Origin of the sequence: Streptomyces sp. NPDC001270, from assembly GCF_042896695.1 — a bacterium.
In the GTDB taxonomy this organism is placed as follows: Bacteria; Actinomycetota; Actinomycetes; order Streptomycetales; family Streptomycetaceae; genus Streptomyces.
Genome location: NZ_JBIAXM010000008.1, coordinates 314,553 through 333,249 on the forward strand (window position 1 = coordinate 314,553; position 18,697 = coordinate 333,249).

The 18,697-nt window shown below is 70.0% G+C and carries 15 protein-coding genes; 13 read left to right on the forward strand and 2 right to left on the reverse strand.

Going from position 1 to position 18,697, the window contains the following annotated elements; translation table 11 throughout:
• Positions 1–22: 22 nt before the first annotated feature.
• Positions 23–2,554, forward strand: a complete 2,532-nt coding sequence (locus tag ACFY2B_RS16550) for a RelA/SpoT family protein (protein ID WP_390763810.1) — start codon at positions 23–25, stop codon at positions 2,552–2,554.
• Between the two features lie 208 nt (positions 2,555–2,762).
• Here ACFY2B_RS16550 and ACFY2B_RS16555 read toward each other — a convergent pair whose 3' ends face one another.
• Both ACFY2B_RS16555 and ACFY2B_RS16560 read right to left on the reverse strand, forming a co-directional pair.
• On the reverse strand, positions 2,763–3,992 hold the full coding sequence (locus ACFY2B_RS16555) for a DUF349 domain-containing protein (RefSeq protein ID WP_390763811.1): 1,230 nt from the start codon (positions 3,990–3,992) through the stop codon (positions 2,763–2,765).
• Positions 3,993–4,136: 144 nt separating this feature from the next.
• Complete coding sequence (locus ACFY2B_RS16560) at positions 4,137–4,958, reverse strand: peptidylprolyl isomerase (protein ID WP_390763812.1); 822 nt, start codon at positions 4,956–4,958, stop codon at positions 4,137–4,139.
• Positions 4,959–5,127: 169 nt separating this feature from the next.
• Here ACFY2B_RS16560 and ACFY2B_RS16565 point away from each other — a divergent pair, with 169 nt between their 5' ends.
• The 12 genes from ACFY2B_RS16565 to aroC form a co-directional block, all read left to right on the forward strand.
• Positions 5,128–5,838: an MBL fold metallo-hydrolase gene (locus ACFY2B_RS16565; RefSeq protein ID WP_390763813.1), complete on the forward strand. Its 711-nt coding sequence runs from the start codon at positions 5,128–5,130 to the stop codon at positions 5,836–5,838.
• Between the two features lie 12 nt (positions 5,839–5,850).
• The gene (gene hisS / locus ACFY2B_RS16570; protein ID WP_390763814.1) at positions 5,851–7,113 is read left to right on the forward strand and encodes a histidine--tRNA ligase; all 1,263 of its coding nucleotides are present in this window, start codon (positions 5,851–5,853) and stop codon (positions 7,111–7,113) included.
• Between the two features lie 572 nt (positions 7,114–7,685).
• A complete protein-coding gene (locus ACFY2B_RS16575; RefSeq protein WP_390763815.1) occupies positions 7,686–8,345 on the forward strand; it encodes a vitamin K epoxide reductase family protein in 660 nt (219 codons plus the stop codon).
• Positions 8,346–8,424: 79 nt separating this feature from the next.
• Positions 8,425–9,780 carry a replication-associated recombination protein A gene (locus tag ACFY2B_RS16580; RefSeq protein ID WP_390763816.1) on the forward strand — a complete coding sequence of 452 codons (1,356 nt, stop codon included), beginning with the start codon at positions 8,425–8,427 and terminating at the stop codon, positions 9,778–9,780.
• Positions 9,781–10,128: 348 nt separating this feature from the next.
• Positions 10,129–10,743 (forward strand): 30S ribosomal protein S4, encoded by a 615-nt coding sequence (gene rpsD / locus ACFY2B_RS16585; protein WP_181803162.1) that lies wholly within the window; start codon positions 10,129–10,131, stop codon positions 10,741–10,743.
• A gap of 286 nt (positions 10,744–11,029) precedes the next feature.
• The gene (locus ACFY2B_RS16590) at positions 11,030–11,500 is read left to right on the forward strand and encodes a DUF948 domain-containing protein (protein WP_376525070.1); all 471 of its coding nucleotides are present in this window, start codon (positions 11,030–11,032) and stop codon (positions 11,498–11,500) included.
• 7 nt (positions 11,501–11,507) lie between these two features.
• The gene (locus tag ACFY2B_RS16595; protein WP_376525069.1) at positions 11,508–11,852 is read left to right on the forward strand and encodes a hypothetical protein; all 345 of its coding nucleotides are present in this window, start codon (positions 11,508–11,510) and stop codon (positions 11,850–11,852) included.
• Positions 11,852–14,524, forward strand: coding sequence for an alanine--tRNA ligase (gene alaS, locus ACFY2B_RS16600; protein ID WP_390763817.1), 2,673 nt, complete (start codon positions 11,852–11,854; stop codon positions 14,522–14,524). Before ACFY2B_RS16595 ends, alaS begins: the two co-directional genes overlap by 1 nt.
• Before the next feature lie 17 nt (positions 14,525–14,541).
• A complete protein-coding gene (gene ruvX, locus ACFY2B_RS16605; protein ID WP_376525066.1) occupies positions 14,542–15,006 on the forward strand; it encodes a Holliday junction resolvase RuvX in 465 nt (154 codons plus the stop codon).
• A gap of 121 nt (positions 15,007–15,127) precedes the next feature.
• Positions 15,128–16,888 carry an endolytic transglycosylase MltG gene (mltG, locus tag ACFY2B_RS16610; protein WP_390763818.1) on the forward strand — a complete coding sequence of 587 codons (1,761 nt, stop codon included), beginning with the start codon at positions 15,128–15,130 and terminating at the stop codon, positions 16,886–16,888.
• A 90-nt stretch (positions 16,889–16,978) separates the two neighbouring features.
• Positions 16,979–17,812: a shikimate dehydrogenase gene (locus ACFY2B_RS16615; protein WP_390763819.1), complete on the forward strand. Its 834-nt coding sequence runs from the start codon at positions 16,979–16,981 to the stop codon at positions 17,810–17,812.
• A gap of 166 nt (positions 17,813–17,978) precedes the next feature.
• The coding region (gene aroC / locus ACFY2B_RS16620) for a chorismate synthase (protein WP_390763820.1) at positions 17,979–18,697 on the forward strand (719 nt) is incomplete at its 3' end.

Sequence of the window (18,697 nt, forward strand, 5' to 3'; positions counted from 1 at the left end):
GGATCGCGCACGAGGAGCCCTCTTGCCAGACGAGGCCCAGCCACTGACCGCCGCCAAGCCCGAGCCCGCCTCGGCGCCCGCGGCCAAGCCCGCGCCGAACGTGTCGCAGACGAAGAACGACACCCGTGGGCCGGTCGAGCACGCCCAGTCCGCGCCCGCCGAGAAGTCGGCCGAGACCTCGCGCCCCAAACCGGTACCCGCCGAGCGCCCGGTGACCCGCCCCAACAGCGGCCAGCCCGCGCGCACCGGCTCCTCCAACCGCGTCCGGGCCCGGCTCGCCCGCCTCGGCGTGCAGCGCGCGAACCCGTACAACCCGGTCCTGGAGCCGCTGCTGCGGATAGTGCGCAGCAACGACCCCAAGATCGAGAACGCCACCCTGCGCCAGATCGAGCGCGCCTACCAGGTCGCCGAGCGCTGGCACCGCGGCCAGAAGCGCAAGAGCGGCGACCCGTACATCACCCACCCGCTCGCGGTCACCACCATCCTCGCCGAGCTGGGCATGGACCCGGCCACCCTGATGGCCGGGCTGCTGCACGACACCGTCGAGGACACCGAGTACGGCCTCGACGACCTGCGCCGCGACTTCGGCGACGTCGTCGCCCTGCTCGTCGACGGCGTCACCAAGCTGGACAAGGTCAAGTTCGGCGAGGCCGCGCAGGCGGAGACCGTGCGCAAGATGGTCGTCGCCATGGCCAAGGACCCGCGCGTCCTGGTCATCAAGCTCGCCGACCGCCTGCACAACATGCGCACGATGCGTTACCTCAAGCGGGAGAAGCAGGAGAAGAAGGCGCGCGAGACCCTGGAGATCTACGCGCCGCTCGCCCACCGGCTGGGCATGAACACCATCAAGTGGGAGCTGGAGGACCTCGCCTTCGCGATCCTCTACCCGAAGATGTACGACGAGATCGTCCGGCTGGTGGCCGAGCGGGCACCGAAGCGTGACGAGTACCTGGCCATAGTGACCGACGAGGTCCAGTCCGACCTGCGGGCCGCCCGCATCAAGGCGACCGTCACCGGCCGGCCGAAGCACTACTACAGCGTCTACCAGAAGATGATCGTCCGCGGCCGGGACTTCGCGGAGATCTACGACCTGGTGGGCATCCGCGTCCTGGTGGACACCGTCCGCGACTGCTACGCGGCGCTGGGCACCGTGCACGCGCGCTGGAACCCGGTTCCGGGGCGTTTCAAGGACTACATCGCGATGCCCAAGTTCAACATGTACCAGTCGCTGCACACGACGGTGATCGGTCCCAACGGCAAGCCCGTCGAACTGCAGATCCGCACCTTCGACATGCACCGCCGTGCCGAGTACGGCATCGCCGCGCACTGGAAGTACAAGCAGGAGGCCGTCGCCGGTGCCTCCAAGGTCCGTACCGACGTGCCCAAGCCGACCGGCAAGGCCGGCAAGGAAGCCGCCGCCATCAACGACATGGCGTGGCTGCGGCAGTTGCTGGACTGGCAGAAGGAGACCGAGGACCCCGGGGAGTTCCTGGAGTCGCTGCGCTTCGACCTGTCCCGCAACGAGGTCTTCGTCTTCACCCCCAAAGGCGACGTCATCGCGCTGCCCGCCGGTGCCACCCCGGTCGACTTCGCGTACGCGGTCCACACCGAGGTCGGCCACCGCACCATAGGAGCACGGGTCAACGGCCGCCTTGTACCGCTCGAATCCACCCTGGACAACGGCGACCTGGTGGAGGTCTTCACCTCCAAGGCAGCCGGCGCCGGTCCCTCCCGGGACTGGCTCGGCTTCGTCAAGTCACCGCGCGCCCGCAACAAGATCCGGGCCTGGTTCTCCAAGGAGCGCCGCGACGAGGCGATCGAGCAGGGCAAGGACGCCATCGTCCGCGCGATGCGCAAGCAGAACCTGCCGATCCAGCGGATCCTCACCGGCGACTCGCTCGTCACGCTCGCGCACGAGATGCGCTACCCGGACATCTCCGCGCTGTACGCGGCGATCGGCGAGGGGCACGTCTCCGCGCAGAACGTCGTGCAGAAGCTGGTGCAGGCGCTCGGCGGCGAGGAGGCGGCCACCGAGGAGATCGACGAGAGCGTGCCGCCCTCGCACGGCCGGGGCCGGGGGCGCCGCTCCAGCGCCGACCCGGGCGTGGTCGTCAAGGGTGTCGAGGACGTGTGGGTCAAGCTGGCCCGCTGCTGTACGCCGGTGCCCGGTGACCCGATCATCGGCTTCGTCACGCGCGGCAACGGCGTCTCGGTGCACCGCAGCGACTGCGTCAACGTGGAGTCACTGTCCCGGGAGCCGGAGCGGATCCTGGAGGTCGAGTGGGCGCCCACCCAGTCCTCGGTCTTCCTCGTCGCCATCCAGGTCGAGGCGCTGGACCGCTCCCGGCTCCTGTCGGACGTCACCCGTGTCCTGTCGGACCAGCACGTCAACATCCTCTCCGCGGCCGTCCAGACCTCCCGCGACCGCGTCGCCACCTCCCGCTTCACCTTCGAGATGGGCGACCCGAAGCACCTGGGACACGTCCTGAAGGCGGTCCGGGGCGTGGAGGGCGTGTACGACGTGTACCGGGTGACCTCGGCCCGCAGCCGGTGACACGTTCCCGCAGCCGGTGACACGTTCCCGCAGCAGGTGACACGCTCCCGAAGCCGGTGAGATCCCGGAAGCCGCCAGCGGCCCGTACGCCGCCTGGGCGGCCTGGGTGGCACAAGAACCAGCAGAGGTGTCCGCGACGCCGAGAGGGCCCCGTACGCGACGTACGGGGCCCTCTCGCGGGCGACGGGCGGAGTGGTCCGGCCGGCAATCAGCCGCCGAACTCCTGCAACCCCTTCAACGCCTGGTCCAGGAGTGCCTGACGGCCCTCCAGCTCCCGTTCCAGCTTCTCGGCCCTGGACGCGTTGCCCTGGGCCCGAGCCTGCTCGATCTGGCCCCGCAGCTTGTCCACGGCGGCCTGGAGCTGACCGGTCAGCCCCTCGGCACGCGCGCGTGCCTCCGGGTTGGTCCGGCGCCACTCGGACTCCTCGGCCTCCTGGATCGCCCGGTCGACCGTGTGCATCCGGCCCTCGACCCTGGGACGCGCGTCGCGCGGCACATGGCCGATGCCCTCCCAGCGCTCGTTGATCGAACGGAAGGCGGCCCGGGCGGCCTTGAGGTCGCTGACCGGCAGGAGCTTCTCGGCCTCCTCGGCCAGCTCCTCCTTGAGCTTCAGGTTCTCCGTCTGCTCGGCGTCCCGCTCGGCGAACACCGAACTGCGGGCGGCGAAGAAGACGTCCTGCGCACCGCGGAAGCGGTTCCACAGGTCGTCCTCGTGCTCGCGCTGGGCGCGGCCCGCGGACTTCCACTCCGTCATCAGCTCGCGGTAGCGGGCCGCCGTCGGACCCCAGTCCGTCGAGTCGGACAGCGCCTCGGCCTCGGCGACCAGCCGCTCCTTGGCCTTGCGGGCGTCCTCGCGCTGCGCGTCCAGCTGCGCGAAGTGCGCCTTGCGGCGCTTGGAGAACGCCGACCGGGCGTGTGAGAAGCGGTGCCACAGCTCGTCGTCCGACTTGCGGTCGAGCCGCGGCAGACCCTTCCAGGTGTCCACCAGGGCACGCAGCCGCTCGCCGGCGGCCCGCCACTGGTCGGACTGCGCCAGCTGCTCGGCCTCGACCACCAGGTCCTCCTTGGCCTTGCGGGCCTCGTCGGACTGCTTGGCCCGCTGCACCTTCCGCTCCTCGCGGCGGGCCTCGACGGTCGCCACGAGCTTGTCCAGCCGACCGCGCAGCGTTTCCAGGTCACCCACCGCGTGATGCGCGTCCACCTGCTCGCGGAGGTGGCCGATCGCGGTCTGGGCGTCCTTCGCCGACAGGTCGGTGGTCTGCACTCGCTTTTCGAGGAGGCCGATTTCGACGACCAGGCCCTCGTACTTGCGCTCGAAGTAGGCCAGCGCCTCCTCGGGGGAGCCGGCCTGCCAGGAACCGACGACCTGCTCGCCGTCGGCCGTACGCACGTACACGGTCCCCGTCTCGTCGACGCGGCCCCACGGGTCGCTGCTCACAGCGCCTCCTCCACATGATGCCTGCGCAGGGCTCGTACACCCCCGGGCATCGTCCACAGTTTCGTCACGGCCAACATAGGCGACCGGCGGGTTGCCTGTCCGCATCCCGCGCGACCGAAATTCCACGCCCGGCCGTCATGGCCGTCAGGACTTGGTGACCGTCGCCTTGTTGATCACGACCGTCGCGTTCGGGGCACCGTCACCGGCCCCCGTGTTCTCGCCCGCGTCGGCGATCTTCTTGAGCACCTTCATGCCCGCCTCGTCGATCGTTCCGAACGGTGTGTAGCTGGGCGGCAACTGACTGTCCTGGTACACGAGGAAGAACTGGCTGCCGCCGGTGTGTGCCTGACCGGTGTTCGCCATCGCGACCGTGCCCGCCGGATAGACGCTGTTCTTCAGGCTCTTGTCCTTCAGATTCTCGTCCGGGATGGTGTAGCCGGGACCGCCGCTGCCGGTGCCCGTCGGGTCGCCGCACTGCAGCACGTAGATCCCGTTCGTGGTGAGCCGGTGGCACTTGGTGTGGTCGAAGTAGCCCTTGCCGGCGAGGAAGTCGAACGAGTTCACGGTGTGCGGAGCCGCCGCCGTTTTCAGCGCGATGTCGATCGCCCCGCAGGTCGTGTCCAGCTTCATGGTGTAGTCGGCCGACTTGTCGATCGTCATGGCTGGCTCCTTCTTCCAGCTGAGCTTCTCCACCGACCCCTTGGCGGGCTTCTCGCACGGGTCGGGGGCCTTGCTGGTGGCCGAGGCGCTGGGCGTCACCTCGGCACTCGCGTTCGACTTGTCGTCGTCGTTCTTCAGCACTCCGGTCGTGTACAGCGCGACGCTGCCGATGACGATCACGCCGAGTACCGACGCGATCACGGAGTTGCGCATGCGTGATTTGCGCCGTGCGGACGTACGCCGCTGCTGCTGCCGCAAGAACTTCTCCCGGGCGAGCTGACGCCGCCGCTTCTCCTGGCTGACCACCGGGTTCTCTCCTCATGCGTGTCGTGTGCCGACCGGTACGCGTGGGTTCTGTGAGCCGACCGCCGCGTGTAGCCCCGTACCGTATATGGGTTAGCTGAGGAATCGGCAGCGCCGGTAGGCTCTGACAACAGCTGAAGCCGCCCCGTAATCAACACAACAAAGGACGATCGTGCTCATTGCCGGGTTCCCCGCCGGGGCCTGGGGGACGAACTGTTATCTCGTCGCCCCCGCCGCCGGTGAGGAGTGCGTGATCATCGACCCGGGCCATCAGGCCGCCGCAGGAGTCGAGGAAGCGCTCGGAAAGCATCGGCTCAAGCCCGTCGCCGTCGTCCTGACGCACGGCCACATCGACCATGTCGCCTCGGTCGTCCCGGTGTGCGGCGCGCACGACGTGCCCGCCTGGATCCACCCCGAGGACCGGTACATGATGAGCGACCCGGAGAAGGCCATCGGCCGCGCCATCGGGATGCCGCTCATGGGTGAGCTGACGGTGGGGGAGCCGGGCGACGTCAGGGAACTGACGGACGGGGCCAGGCTGGAACTGGCCGGTCTGGAGCTGACCGTGACCCACGCGCCGGGCCATACCAAGGGGTCGGTGACGTTCGGTCTGCCCGAGTCGGCGGAGATCCCGCCGGTCCTGTTCTCGGGCGACCTGCTGTTCGCCGGCTCCATCGGACGCACCGACATGCCCGGTGGCTCCATGGCGGACATGCTCGAATCGCTGGCCCGTGTGGTCCTGCCGCTCGACGACTCCACCGTAGTACTCCCGGGCCACCAGGAGCACACGACCATCGGCCGTGAACGCGCCACCAACCCCTATCTGCGGCAGGTGGCCGCCGGCCTGGGAGCGAACGAGGGCGCTCCCCGACGAGGATTGTGACGAGAGACTTCCGTGAGCACCTTCAACGCCCCCAAGGGCACGTACGACCTGATCCCCCCGGAGAGCGCCAAGTACCTGGCCGTCCGTGAGGCGATCGCGGCGCCCCTGCGCAATTCCGGTTACGGCTACGTCGAGACGCCCGGCTTCGAGAACGTGGAACTCTTCGCGCGCGGAGTCGGCGAGTCCACCGACATCGTGACGAAGGAGATGTACGCCTTCGAGACCAAGGGCGGCGACAAGCTCGCCCTGCGCCCCGAGGGCACCGCTTCCGTGCTGCGCGCGGCTCTTGAGGCCAACCTGCACAAGGCGGGCAACCTCCCCGTCAAGCTCTGGTACTCCGGCTCGTACTACCGCTACGAGCGCCCGCAGAAGGGGCGTTACCGCCACTTCTCCCAGGTCGGCGCCGAGGCGATCGGCGCCGAGGACCCCGCGCTGGACGCCGAGCTGATCATCCTGGCGGACCAGGCGTACCGCTCGCTCGGGCTGCGCAACTTCCGGGTCCTGCTGAACAGCCTCGGCGACAAGGAGTGCCGGCCGGTCTACCGGGCGGCGCTCCAGGAGTTCCTGCGCGGCCTCGACCTGGACGAGGACACCCGCCGTCGCATCGAGATCAACCCGCTGCGGGTGCTCGACGACAAGCGCGAGTCCGTGCAGAAGCAGTTGACCGGCGTGCCGCTGCTGCGCGACTACCTGTGCGACGCCTGCAAGGCGTACCACGAGGAGGTCCGTGAGCTGATCACCGCGGCGGGTGTGGGCTTCGAGGACGACCCGAAGCTGGTGCGCGGCCTGGACTACTACACGCGGACGACCTTCGAGTTCGTGCACGGCGGCCTCGGTTCGCAGTCCGCGGTCGGCGGCGGCGGACGCTACGACGGCCTGTCGGAGATGATCGGCGGCCCGGCGCTCCCGTCGGTCGGCTGGGCCCTCGGCGTCGACCGTACGGTGCTGGCCCTGGAGGCAGAGGGCGTCGACCTCGACCTGCCGTCGCCGGTCAGCGTCTTCGCGGTCCCGCTCGGGGCGGACGCCAGGCGTGTGCTGTTCGCCAAGGTCACCGAGTTGCGCAAGGTGGGCATCGCGGCGGACTTCTCCTACGGTGACCGGGGCCTGAAGGGCGCCATGAAGAACGCCAACCGCAGCGGCGCCCGCTACACCATCGTGGCCGGCGAGCGGGACCTCGCCGACGGTGTCGTCCAGCTCAAGGACATGGACTCCGGCGAGCAGACGTCGATCGGCGTGAACGAGATCGTGGCCGAACTGGAGTCGCGCCTCGGCTAGTGTCTCGGCAGGCAACGTTTGCCCGTCAAGGAGCGGCGTTCGGTGCGTGCTCTGGGGGTCCCCCCTGCTCGAAGAGCTTGGGGGAGTGCCGGCCGGAAGTCCTCGTACTGGACGTACTTGGGCTTTCGGCCGGTGCGGCGAGAGCACGTGCCGGGCGTCGCGACGGGGCGAACGTTGCCTGTCGGGGCACTAGCGGTGGGGCGCCGCCGCCGGTGCGGCGGCGCCCGCAGGGACGGGGAACCGCCCGGCCGACCCACCACGGCGCGGGCCACCGGCGAAGGGCGGCCCCTGACCCTCCTCCCGGCGGGCCGCCGCGTCGTCAATCCGGCGCCGCCGGTTCGCCCGGCCAGGCGATTCCGGGACCGTCCGTCCCCCCCATCCGTCCACCGGGAATTCGCCCGCCTGTGCTGTCATGGCAGTACGGGTCGGCCAGGAACCAACGCTCCGGGACGATCGTGCGCACCTCCTCGGGTCGGCCACTTACGGCCACCGGAGGATGTCCGGATCCCCGGTGCGGCACAATGGCCCCTGGCCGAAGAAGGTCCAACTCTCAAGCAGACGGAATCGGCGGGATGAGCAAGACGACAGTCAAGGACGCCTCCACGGAGCCCGAGCCCGACTCCGGGCGTGCCCCCGGCACGCGGACGGAGGGCGGCAGCCGCGCCTTCGCCCTGCTGCTGGTGATCACCGGCGCGGCCGGCCTGCTCGCCGCCTGGGTCATCACGATCGACAAGTTCAAACTGCTGGAGGCGAAGGTCGAGGGGAAGACCTTCACCCCCGGATGCAGCCTCAACCCGGTCGTCTCCTGCGGCAGCGTCATGGAGAGCAAGCAGGCCGCCGCCTTCGGCTTCCCGAACCCCATGCTCGGCCTGGTCTGCTACGGCATCGTCATCTGCGTCGGCATGAGCCTGCTCGCCCGGGCCCGGTTCCCCCGCTGGTACTGGCTGACCTTCAACTTCGGCACCCTCTTCGGCGTCGGCTTCTGCACCTGGCTGCAGTTCCAGTCCCTGTACCGGATCAACGCGCTGTGCCTGTGGTGCTGCCTGGCCTGGGTCGCCACGATCACCATGTTCTGGTACGTGACGTCGTTCAACGTCCGCAAGGGCTTCCTGCCCGCCCCGGGCTGGTTGAAGGGCTTCTTCGGGGAGTTCACCTGGGTGGTGCCGGTACTGCACGTCGGCATCATCGGCATGCTGATCCTGACCCGCTGGTGGGACTTCTGGACCGGCTGAGCCCGGTACGCGTCCCGTCGCCGGCCCGCCCGGCGGAGGGCCCGGTCGCGTTGTCAGTACCGTGATTTAGGGTTTCACCGTGGAACCCGACCTGTTCACCGCCGCGGCGGAAGAACGCCAGGAGAAGGACCCGGCAGGCAGCCCCCTGGCGGTGCGGATGCGCCCGCGCACCCTGGACGAGGTGGTGGGCCAGCAGCACCTGCTGAAGCCCGGCTCGCCGCTGCGCCGGCTGGTCGGCGAGGGTGCGGGCGGCCCGGCCGGACCCTCCTCGGTGATCCTCTGGGGCCCGCCCGGCACCGGCAAGACGACCTTGGCGTACGTCGTCTCCAAGGCCACCGACAAGCGCTTCGTGGAACTGTCCGCGATCACCGCGGGTGTCAAGGAGGTCCGGGCGGTCATCGACGGCGCCCGGCGGGCCACCGGTGGCTTCGGCAAGGAGACCGTCCTCTTCCTCGACGAGATCCACCGCTTCAGCAAGGCCCAGCAGGACTCCCTGCTCCCGGCCGTCGAGAACCGCTGGGTGACCCTGATCGCGGCCACCACCGAGAACCCGTACTTCTCCGTGATCTCCCCCTTGCTGTCCCGCTCCCTCCTGCTCACCCTCGAACCCCTCACCGACGACGACCTGCGCGGCCTGCTCCGTCGCGCCCTGGCCGACGAGCGGGGCCTCGTCGCTGCCGTCGCCCTTCCCGAGGAGACCGAGGAGCACCTGCTGCGGATCGCGGGCGGCGACGCCCGCCGTGCGCTGACGGCCCTGGAGGCGGCGGCCGGTGCGGCGCTCGACAAGGGCGAGCCGGAGATCGCTCTCGCCACCCTGGAGGAGACGGTCGACCGGGCCGCGGTGAAGTACGACCGCGACGGCGACCAGCACTACGACGTGGCCAGCGCCCTCATCAAATCCATCCGCGGCTCCGACGTGGACGCGGCGCTGCACTACCTGGCGCGGATGATCGAGGCCGGCGAGGACCCCCGTTTCATCGCCCGCCGGCTGATGATCTCCGCCAGCGAGGACATCGGCCTCGCCGATCCGAACGCCCTGCCGCTCGCGGTGGCCGCCGCCCAGGCCGTCGCCATGATCGGTTTCCCGGAGGCGGCCCTCACCCTCAGCCACGCCACCATCGCCCTGGCCCTCGCCCCCAAGTCCAATGCCGCGACCACGGCGATCGGCGCCGCCCTGGACGACGTCCGCAAGGGCCTGGCAGGCCCGGTCCCGCCGCACCTGCGCGACGGGCACTACAAGGGCGCCGCCAAGCTCGGCCACGCACAGGGGTACGTCTACCCGCACGACCTGCCCGAGGGCATCGCCACCCAGCAGTACGCGCCGGACGGCCTCCAGGACCGCGAGTACTACACCCCGACCCGGCACGGTGCCGAGGCCCGGTACGCGGACGCGGTCGACTGGACCAGGAAACACCTGGGTCGCAAGCGGTCCTGAGCGCCCTGTAGACTTCCGCGAAGTGCTGTGTCCCGTGTCCGTGCCTCCGCAAGGAGAACCGGCACCACCAGAACGGGACATCCAGCCGGAACCCCAGGCCCGCGAGGGCCGGGGGATCCAGGAGCGTCGCGCACCGTCGAACGGTGTCGCGGGCAGCCCACCACCACCCCGGGGCTCCGGGACCGGTCGGTGGGCCACTCGCGTGCTGCACGTATGTGCCCAGACCAGGGGAGCGGCTGCCCACCCGGTCCGTCCTGCGGACCCGGCGGGATTCCCCGGCTGCGGATGCGACCTCCCTTAACCCTGGTGAAGCCGTATTCGCACAGAGAACATGAGGTGTTCGGTTCCATGGCGAACCAGTCCCGCCCCAAGGTCAAGAAGTCGCGTGCCCTCGGCATCGCGCTGACCCCGAAGGCCGTCAAGTACTTCGAGGCCCGTCCCTACCCGCCGGGTGAGCACGGACGTGGCCGCAAGCAGAACTCGGACTACAAGGTCCGTCTGCTGGAGAAGCAGCGGCTGCGCGCTCAGTACGACATCTCCGAGCGTCAGCTGGTGCGCGCCTACGAGCGTGCGTCCAAGGTCCAGGGCAAGACCGGTGAGGCCCTGATCGTCGAGCTGGAGCGCCGTCTCGACGCGCTGGTCCTGCGTTCGGGCATCGCCCGCACGATCTACCAGGCCCGTCAGATGGTCGTCCACGGCCACATCCAGGTCAACGGTCAGAAGGTCGACAAGCCGTCCTACCGGGTGCGTCCCGACGACGTCATCCAGGTCCGCGACCGCAGCAAGGACAAGACGCTCTTCCAGATCGCCCGTGAGGGCGGTTTCGCCCCCGACGGCGAGACCCCGCGCTACCTCCAGGTGAACCTCAGGGCCCTGGCGTTCCGCCTGGACCGTGAGCCGAACCGCAAGGAAGTCCCGGTGATCTGCGACGAGCAGCTCGTCGTCGAGTACTACGCCCGCTGATCACCCTCGGCGGCGGTACCACCGGCCTTGCGCCCGCGCCCGCCGCTTCCCACCGCACCGGTGGGAAGCGGCGGGCGTCGTCGTCCGCACGCCGACCCGGCCCCGCGCTGCGTGAGTACACGGCCGCGCTGCGTAGAATCGACGCGGCGCCGGACGCCGAAATCCGGTACGGCGGGCCACCACGGGCGCGATAGGGTCGGATGGCGACTTTCAGAGTGCCCGTCGGCAAGTGCCCGCCGAGAGCCCGTGGGCAGGGCACTCCAGTGACAACAGGAAGCGGTGCAGCGTGTCCGGTGGAGAGGTTGCCGGGATCCTGGTGGCCGTCTTCTGGGCGATCCTGGTGTCCTTCCTCGCCGTCGCCCTGGCGAGGCTGGCCCAGACGCTCAAGGCGACCACCAAGCTCGTGGCGGACGTGACCGACCAGGCCGTCCCGCTGCTCGCCGACGCCTCCGCCGCGGTGCGCTCGGCGCAGACCCAGATCGACCGGGTCGACGCCATCGCCTCGGACGTCCAGGAAGTCACGTCGAACGCGTCGGCGCTGTCGACGACCGTCGCGTCCACCTTCGGCGGCCCTCTCGTCAAGGTCGCGGCCTTCGGCTACGGCGTGCGCCGGGCGATCACCGGCCGCCGCGCGGAGCCCGCCGACGGCGGCCGCGAGGACGTGCCCGGCAAGGCGCCCCGTCGTACCGTGATCGTGGGCCGCACCATCCCGTCCGCGCGACGGGGGAAGCGGAACACCCGGGAAAAGAGAGACTGACCGAGCGATGTTCCGCCGTACGTTCTGGTTCACCACAGGTGTCGCCGCCGGTGTGTGGGCCACCGCCAAGGTCAACCGCAAGCTGAAGCAGCTGACCCCCGAGAGTCTGGCCGCGACCGCGGCGGACAAGGCGCTCGTGACGGGCCGGCGCGTCAAGGACCGCGCGGTGGGCTTCGCGCTCGACGTGCGGGACAACATGGCCCAGCGGGAAGCCGAACTCGAAGACGCGCTCGGCATCCACGAGACCCCGGAACTCCCCGTCCCTCCGCGGTACGCCGCCATCGAGAACCGCAGCAACCCGAAGTACGCCGATCCGACGACGTACTCGTACAACCGGAATGAGGACCACTGATGGAGTCGGCTGAGATTCGTCGCCGCTGGTTGAGCTTCTTCGAGGAGCGCGGTCACACCGTCGTCCCTTCGGCGTCGCTCATCGCGGACGACCCGACTCTGCTCCTCGTCCCGGCCGGCATGGTGCCGTTCAAGCCCTACTTCCTGGGTGAGGTCAAGCCGCCCTTCCCGCGCGCCACCAGCGTGCAGAAGTGCGTGCGCACGCCGGACATCGAAGAGGTCGGCAAGACCACCCGGCACGGCACGTTCTTCCAGATGTGCGGCAACTTCTCCTTCGGCGACTACTTCAAGGAAGGCGCCATCAAGCTCGCCTGGGAACTGCTCACCGCTCCCCAGGACAAGGGCGGTTACGGCCTGGAGCCGGAGAAGCTCTGGATCACCGTCTACAAGGACGACGACGAGGCCGAGCGCATCTGGCACGAGGTCGTCGGTGTGCCCAAGGAGCGCATCCAGCGCCTGGGCATGAAGGACAACTTCTGGTCCATGGGCGTACCGGGCCCGTGCGGCCCCTGCTCCGAGATCAACTACGACCGCGGCCCCGAGTTCGGCGCCGAGGGCGGCCCCGCCGTCAACGACGAGCGGTACGTGGAGATCTGGAACCTCGTCTTCATGCAGTACGAGCGCGGCGAGGGCACCGGCAAGGACAACTTCGAGATCCTCGGCGACCTGCCGAGCAAGAACATCGACACGGGCCTCGGCCTGGAGCGGCTCGCCATGATTCTGCAGGGCGTGCAGAACATGTACGAGATCGACACCTCCATGGCCGTGATCGACAAGGCCACCGAGCTGACCGGCGTGCGCTACGGCGACGCCCACGCCTCGGACGTGTCCCTGCGCGTGGTGACGGACCACATGCGCACCGCCACCATGCTCATCGGTGACGGCGTGACCCCCGGCAACGAGGGCCGCGGCTACGTCCTGCGCCGCATCATGCGCCGGGCCATCCGCAACATGCGCCTGCTCGGCGCCACCGGTCCGGTCGTGGCGGACCTCATCGACGTCGTCATCCGTGTGATGGGACAGCAGTACCCGGAGCTGGTCACCGACCGCGAGCGCATCGGGAAGGTCGCCCTCGCCGAGGAGAACGCCTTCCTCAAGACCCTGAGGTCCGGCACCAACATCCTCGACACCGCCGTCACCGAGACCAAGGCCACGGGTTCCACCGTCCTTGCCGGCGACAAGGCGTTCCTGCTCCACGACACCTGGGGCTTCCCGATCGACCTCACCCTGGAGATGGCCGCCGAGCAGGGCCTCACCGTGGACGAGGACGGTTTCCGCCGCCTGATGAAGGAGCAGCGGGAGCGCGCCAAGGCCGACGCCCAGGCCAAGAAGACCGGCCACGCCGACCTCGGCGCCTACCGGGAGATCGCCGACACCGCCGGCGAGACCGACTTCATCGGCTACGGCGACACCGAGGGCGAGTCCACGGTCGTCGGCATCCTGGTCGACGGCGTCCCCTCACCCGCCGCCACCGAGGGCGACGAGGTCGAGATCGTCCTCGACCGCACCCCGTTCTACGCCGAGGGCGGCGGCCAGATCGGCGACACCGGCCGCATCAAAGCGGACTCCGGTGCCGTCATCGAGGTCCGCGACACCCAGAAGCCCGTCCCCGGTGTGTACGTCCACAAGGGCGTCGTGCAGGTCGGCGAGGTGACGCTCGGCGCCAAGACGCACGCCACCATCGACGCCCGCCGCCGCAAGGCCATCGCCCGCGCCCACTCGGCCACCCACCTCACCCACCAGGCCCTGCGCGACGCCCTCGGCCCGACCGCCGCCCAGGCCGGTTCGGAGAACCAGCCCGGCCGCTTCCGCTTCGACTTCGGCTCGCCGTCCGCCGTTCCCACGGCCGTGATGACCGACGTCGAGCAGAAGATCAACGAGGTGCTCGCCCGCGACCTGGACGTCAACGCCGAGATCATGGGCATCGACGAGGCCAAGAAGCAGGGCGCCATCGCCGAGTTCGGCGAGAAGTACGGCGAGCGGGTCCGCGTGGTCACCATCGGTGACTTCTCCAAGGAACTGTGCGGCGGCACGCACGTGCACAACACCGCCCAGCTGGGCCTGGTGAAGCTGCTCGGCGAGTCGTCCATCGGCTCCGGTGTGCGCCGTATCGAGGCCCTGGTGGGCGTCGACGCCTACACCTTCCTCGCCCGCGAGCACACCGTCGTCAACCAGCTGACCGAACTGCTCAAGGGCCGCCCGGAGGAGCTGCCCGAGAAGGTCTCCGGCATGCTCGGCAGGTTGAAGGACGCCGAGAAGGAGATCGAGAAGTTCCGCGCCGAGAAGGTGCTCCAGGCCGCCGCCGGGCTCGCCGAGTCCGCCAAGGACGTCCGCGGGACCGCCGTCGTCACCGGCCGGGTCCCGGACAACACCACCCCGGACGACCTGCGCAAACTGGTTCTCGACGTGCGCGGACGCATCCAGGGCGGGCGGGCCGCCGTCGTCGCCCTGTTCACGGTGAACAACGGCAAGCCGCTCACGGTCATCGCCACCAACGAGGCCGCCCGCGCGCGCGGCCTGAAGGCCGGCGACCTGGTCCGTACCGCCGCCAAGACCCTCGGCGGCGGCGGAGGCGGCAAGCCGGACGTCGCCCAGGGCGGCGGCCAGCACCCGGCCGCCATCGGTGACGCCGTGGACGCCGTCGAGCGCCTGGTCGGCGAGACCGCCAAGTAAGAAACGGTCAAGGAATCATGCGCAGAGGACGTCGGCTTGCGATCGACGTCGGGGACGCCCGTATCGGGGTCGCCTCGTGCGACCCCGACGGGATCCTCGCGACCCCGGTGGAGACCGTCCCCGGACGGGACGTTCCGGCGGCCCACCGCCGGCTCAGGCAACTCGTCGAGGAGTACGAGCCGATCGAGGTCGTCGTCGGTCTGCCCCGTTCCCTCAAAGGGGGTGAAGGCCCGGCCGCGGTCAAGGTGCGCGGCTTCGCGCAGGAGCTGGCCAAGGGCATCGCACCCGTCGGCGTGCGTCTCGTCGACGAGCGGATGACGACCGTGACGGCAGGCCAGGGGCTGCGCGCGTCCGGGGTCACGGCCAGGAAGGGCCGCTCCGTCATCGACCAGGCGGCCGCCGTCATCATCCTCCAGCAGGCCCTGGAATCCGAACGGGTGTCAGGTAAGGCGCCCGGCGAGGGCGTCGAAGTGGTCATCTGATCGCGATACGGTAACGTTCCGCGCGATGCGGCGGTTTTCGAACAGCCGCCGCACATCAAGAGGCGGAACAGGACCCCGGCGGGCAGCCGCGGGACCGCCGCCTCGTGGCTCTAGGGGATCGATGACTGAGTATGGCCGGGGCCCGGGCCCCGAACCATGGCATCCCGAGGACCCGTTGTACGGGGACGGAGGATGGGGAGGACAGCAGACCCAGGCGGGTCAGCAGTCCCCCTACGGCGGCGTGCCGCAGCACCATCCCCAGCAGCCGCAGTACGGAGACTGGGACCAGCAGCAGGGCGGGTACGGCCAGCAGCAGTACCCGTACTACGACGAGCACGGCCGGCAGCACTACGCGCAACAGGGCGACCAGCACGACCAGCACTACGACCCGCAGGGCTACGCGGGTCAGCAGCCGCCGTACCCGCGGCAGGGCCAGCAGCAGCCGTACCCGGGGCCGCCCCAGGGCCAGTACCAGCAGGGCGGCTGGGACGCCAGCGGCTCCCACGGGCACGTGCCGCACGCCGCGGACCCGGGCGACCCCTACGGTCAGCAGCCCGCGGCGTACGGCGCGGAGCAGCCCGACCGCTACGGCACCCCCGACGCCTACCCGCCCCCGCAGCCGCCGGGGCGAAGACGGCCCGAGCCGGATCCCGAGACCGACTGGGACCCCGGCCCGGACCAGGGCGAGCACGCGTTCTTCACGGGCGACGACTCCGACGACGACGTCGACGACGACCCGAAGGGGCGCGGCGGACGCGGTGACCGACGGGGCAAGAACGCCAAGGGCGGCAAGGGAGCCAAGAAGCGGCGCAGCGGCTGCGCCTGCATGGTGGTCGTCCTGGTGTTCGGCGGCGGCCTCGGCGGGGTCGGATACTTCGGCCTGAAGTTCTACCAGAACCGTTTCGGTGCGGCCCCGGACTACCCGGGCAACGGCACCAGCGAGACCGTGACCGTGGAAATCCCCAAGGGAGCGGGCGGCTACGAGATCGGGCGGCGGCTCAAGGACTCCGGGGTCGTCAAGAGCGTCGACGCGTTCGTCTCCGCGCAGTCGCAGAACTCCCAGGGCGGCACGATCCAGGCCGGTGCCTATGTGCTGCACAAGGAGATGTCCGCCGCGAGCGCCGTGAAAATGATGCTCGACCCGAAGAGCCAGAGCAATGTGCTCGTCAAACCGGGTGAGCGCAACACTCAGGTGTACCAGGCGATCGACAAGCAACTCGGTCTTGCCTCCGGAACCACGAAGAAGACCGCGGACAAGGAATACAAGACCCTCGGGTTGCCGAGCTGGGCGCAGAACAACAGCCAGATCCGGGACCCGCTGGAGGGCTTCCTCTACCCCGGCACGTATCCCGCCGCGAAGGGCATGAAGCCCGACACGGTCCTCAAGCAGATGATCGGCACGGCCAAGGAGAAGTTCGCCGACTCCGGCCTCGAAGCCAAGGCCAAGGAACTCGGTCTGGACAACGCGTTCCAGCTCGTCACGGTCGCGAGCCTGGTCCAGGCCGAGGGCAAGACGCACGACGACTTCCGCAAGATGGCGGAAGTGATCTACAACCGGCTCAAGCCCACGAACACCGAGACCAACGGGCTGCTGCAATTCGACTCGACGTACAACTATCTGAAGGGCACCAGCAACATCCACATCACCGAGTCCGAGGTGCACGGCAACAAGGACCCGTACAACACGTACACCAACAAGGGCCTGCCGCCCGGTCCGATCGGCAACCCGGGCGACGACGCCCTGAAGGCCGCGCTGAATCCGACCCACGACGGCTGGATCTACTTCGTGGCGACCGACGGAAAGAGCAACACGGAATTCGCCAAGACCTACGAGGAATTCCAGCAGCTCCGGGACAAGTTCAACGCCAATTCGATCGGCTGACACCGGACGCCCGCCGTGCTCGGCGGCGGGCGGTTCCGGTAGCGTTGCGGCCCGACGCGGATCGGGGCGGCAAGGAACGGCGGAGCGGTGATGGAGAACGTCAGGCACAAGCGGGCCGCCGTGCTCGGTTCCCCCATCGCGCACTCGCTCTCCCCGGTGCTGCACCGGGCCGCGTACGCCGAACTCGGCCTCAGCGGCTGGACGTACGACCGCATCGAGGTCGACGAGGCCGGGCTGCCCGGTTTCTTCGAGCAGGTCGGCTCCGAGTGGGCGGGGCTCTCGCTGACCATGCCGCTGAAGCGGGCGGTCATCCCGCTGCTCGACGAGGTCAGTGACACGGCCGCCGCGGTGGACGCGGTCAACACGGTCGTGTTCACCGAGGACGGCCGTCGCCTCGGCGACAACACCGACATCCCGGGCATCGTGGCGGCCCTGCGCGAGCACGGAATCGAACAGGTCGGCTCCGCCGCCGTCCTCGGTGCCGGCGCCACCGCCTCCTCCGCGCTCGCCGCCCTGGCCCGGATCTGCACCGGCGAGGTCGTCGCCTACGTCCGCAGCGCGGCCCGCGCCGCCGAGATGCGGCAGTGGGGCCGCCGGCTCGACGTCGAGGTCCGTACGGCGGACTGGGCGGACGCGGCCGAGGCGCTGCACGCCCCCCTGGTCATCGCCACCACCCCCGCGGGCACCACCGACGCCCTCGCCGCCGCCGTACCGGACCAGCCCGCCACCCTCTTCGACGTGCTCTACGACCCCTGGCCGACCGACCTCGCGGCCCGCTGGTCCATGGCCGGCGGGGCCGTGGTCAGCGGCCTCGACCTCCTCGTCCACCAGGCGGTGCTCCAGGTCGAGCAGATGACCGGCCGCACGCCCGCCCCGCTGGACGCCATGCGCCGGGCCGGGGAGAAGGCCCTGGCCGACCGCTGAGCGTCCCCGTGCGTCCCGCCTGCTGGACCGGCGGCCGGGTCCGGACCGCGGACGTGGGAGGATCGGGAGTGACGAACCGGGCCGCGCAACCGGGCGGCGCCGTCGCCGTACGCGAAGACCCGCGTACGCAGGGCAGGACCAGGGCGCGATCTTCAGAGGAGCACCGTTGAGCAGGCTGCGTTGGCTTACCGCGGGGGAGTCCCACGGTCCCGCACTCGTCGCGACGCTGGAGGGGCTTCCCGCCGGTGTGCCGGTCACCACGGAGATGGTGGCGGACCATCTGGCGCGGCGGCGGCTGGGATACGGCCGGGGTGCGCGGATGAAGTTCGAGCGGGACGAGGTCACGTTTCTGGGCGGGGTGCGGCACGGGCTGACGTTGGGGTCGCCGGTCGCGGTGATGGTGGGGAACACGGAGTGGCCGAAGTGGGAGCAGGTCATGGCGGCCGATCCCGTTGACCCGGAGATCCTGGCGGGGTTGGCGCGAAATGAGCCGTTGACCCGGCCGCGGCCGGGTCATGCGGATCTGGCGGGGATGCAGAAGTACGGGTTCGGCGAGGCGCGTCCGGTGCTGGAGCGGGCGTCGGCGCGGGAGACGGCGGCGCGGGTGGCGCTGGGTGCGGTGGCGCGGTCGTATCTGAGGGAGACCGCGGGCATCGAGGTTGTCTCGCATGTGGTGGAGCTGGCGGCGGCGAAGGCGCCGTACGGTGTCTGCCCCACGCCCGCCGATGTGGAGCGGCTGGATGCGGATCCGGTGCGGTGTCTGGATGCGGGCGCGTCGAAGGCGATGGTCGCGGAGATCGACCGGGCGCACAGGGACGGGGACACGCTGGGTGGTGTGGTGGAGGTGCTGGCGTACGGGGTGCCGGTGGGGCTGGGCTCGCACGT

Bases quoted from the DNA above. Each gene is read 5' to 3' on its own strand.
- ACFY2B_RS16575 (WP_390763815.1), top strand. From the start codon at position 7,686: ATGAGCAAGACGACAGTCAAGGACGCCTCCACGGAGCCCGAGCCCGAC.
- rpsD (WP_181803162.1), top strand. From the start codon at position 10,129: ATGGCGAACCAGTCCCGCCCCAAGGTCAAGAAGTCGCGTGCCCTCGGC.
- ACFY2B_RS16595 (WP_376525069.1), top strand. From the start codon at position 11,508: ATGTTCCGCCGTACGTTCTGGTTCACCACAGGTGTCGCCGCCGGTGTG.
- alaS (WP_390763817.1), top strand. From the start codon at position 11,852: ATGGAGTCGGCTGAGATTCGTCGCCGCTGGTTGAGCTTCTTCGAGGAG.
- ruvX (WP_376525066.1), top strand. From the start codon at position 14,542: ATGCGCAGAGGACGTCGGCTTGCGATCGACGTCGGGGACGCCCGTATC.
- mltG (WP_390763818.1), top strand. From the start codon at position 15,128: ATGACTGAGTATGGCCGGGGCCCGGGCCCCGAACCATGGCATCCCGAG.
- ACFY2B_RS16615 (WP_390763819.1), top strand. From the start codon at position 16,979: ATGGAGAACGTCAGGCACAAGCGGGCCGCCGTGCTCGGTTCCCCCATC.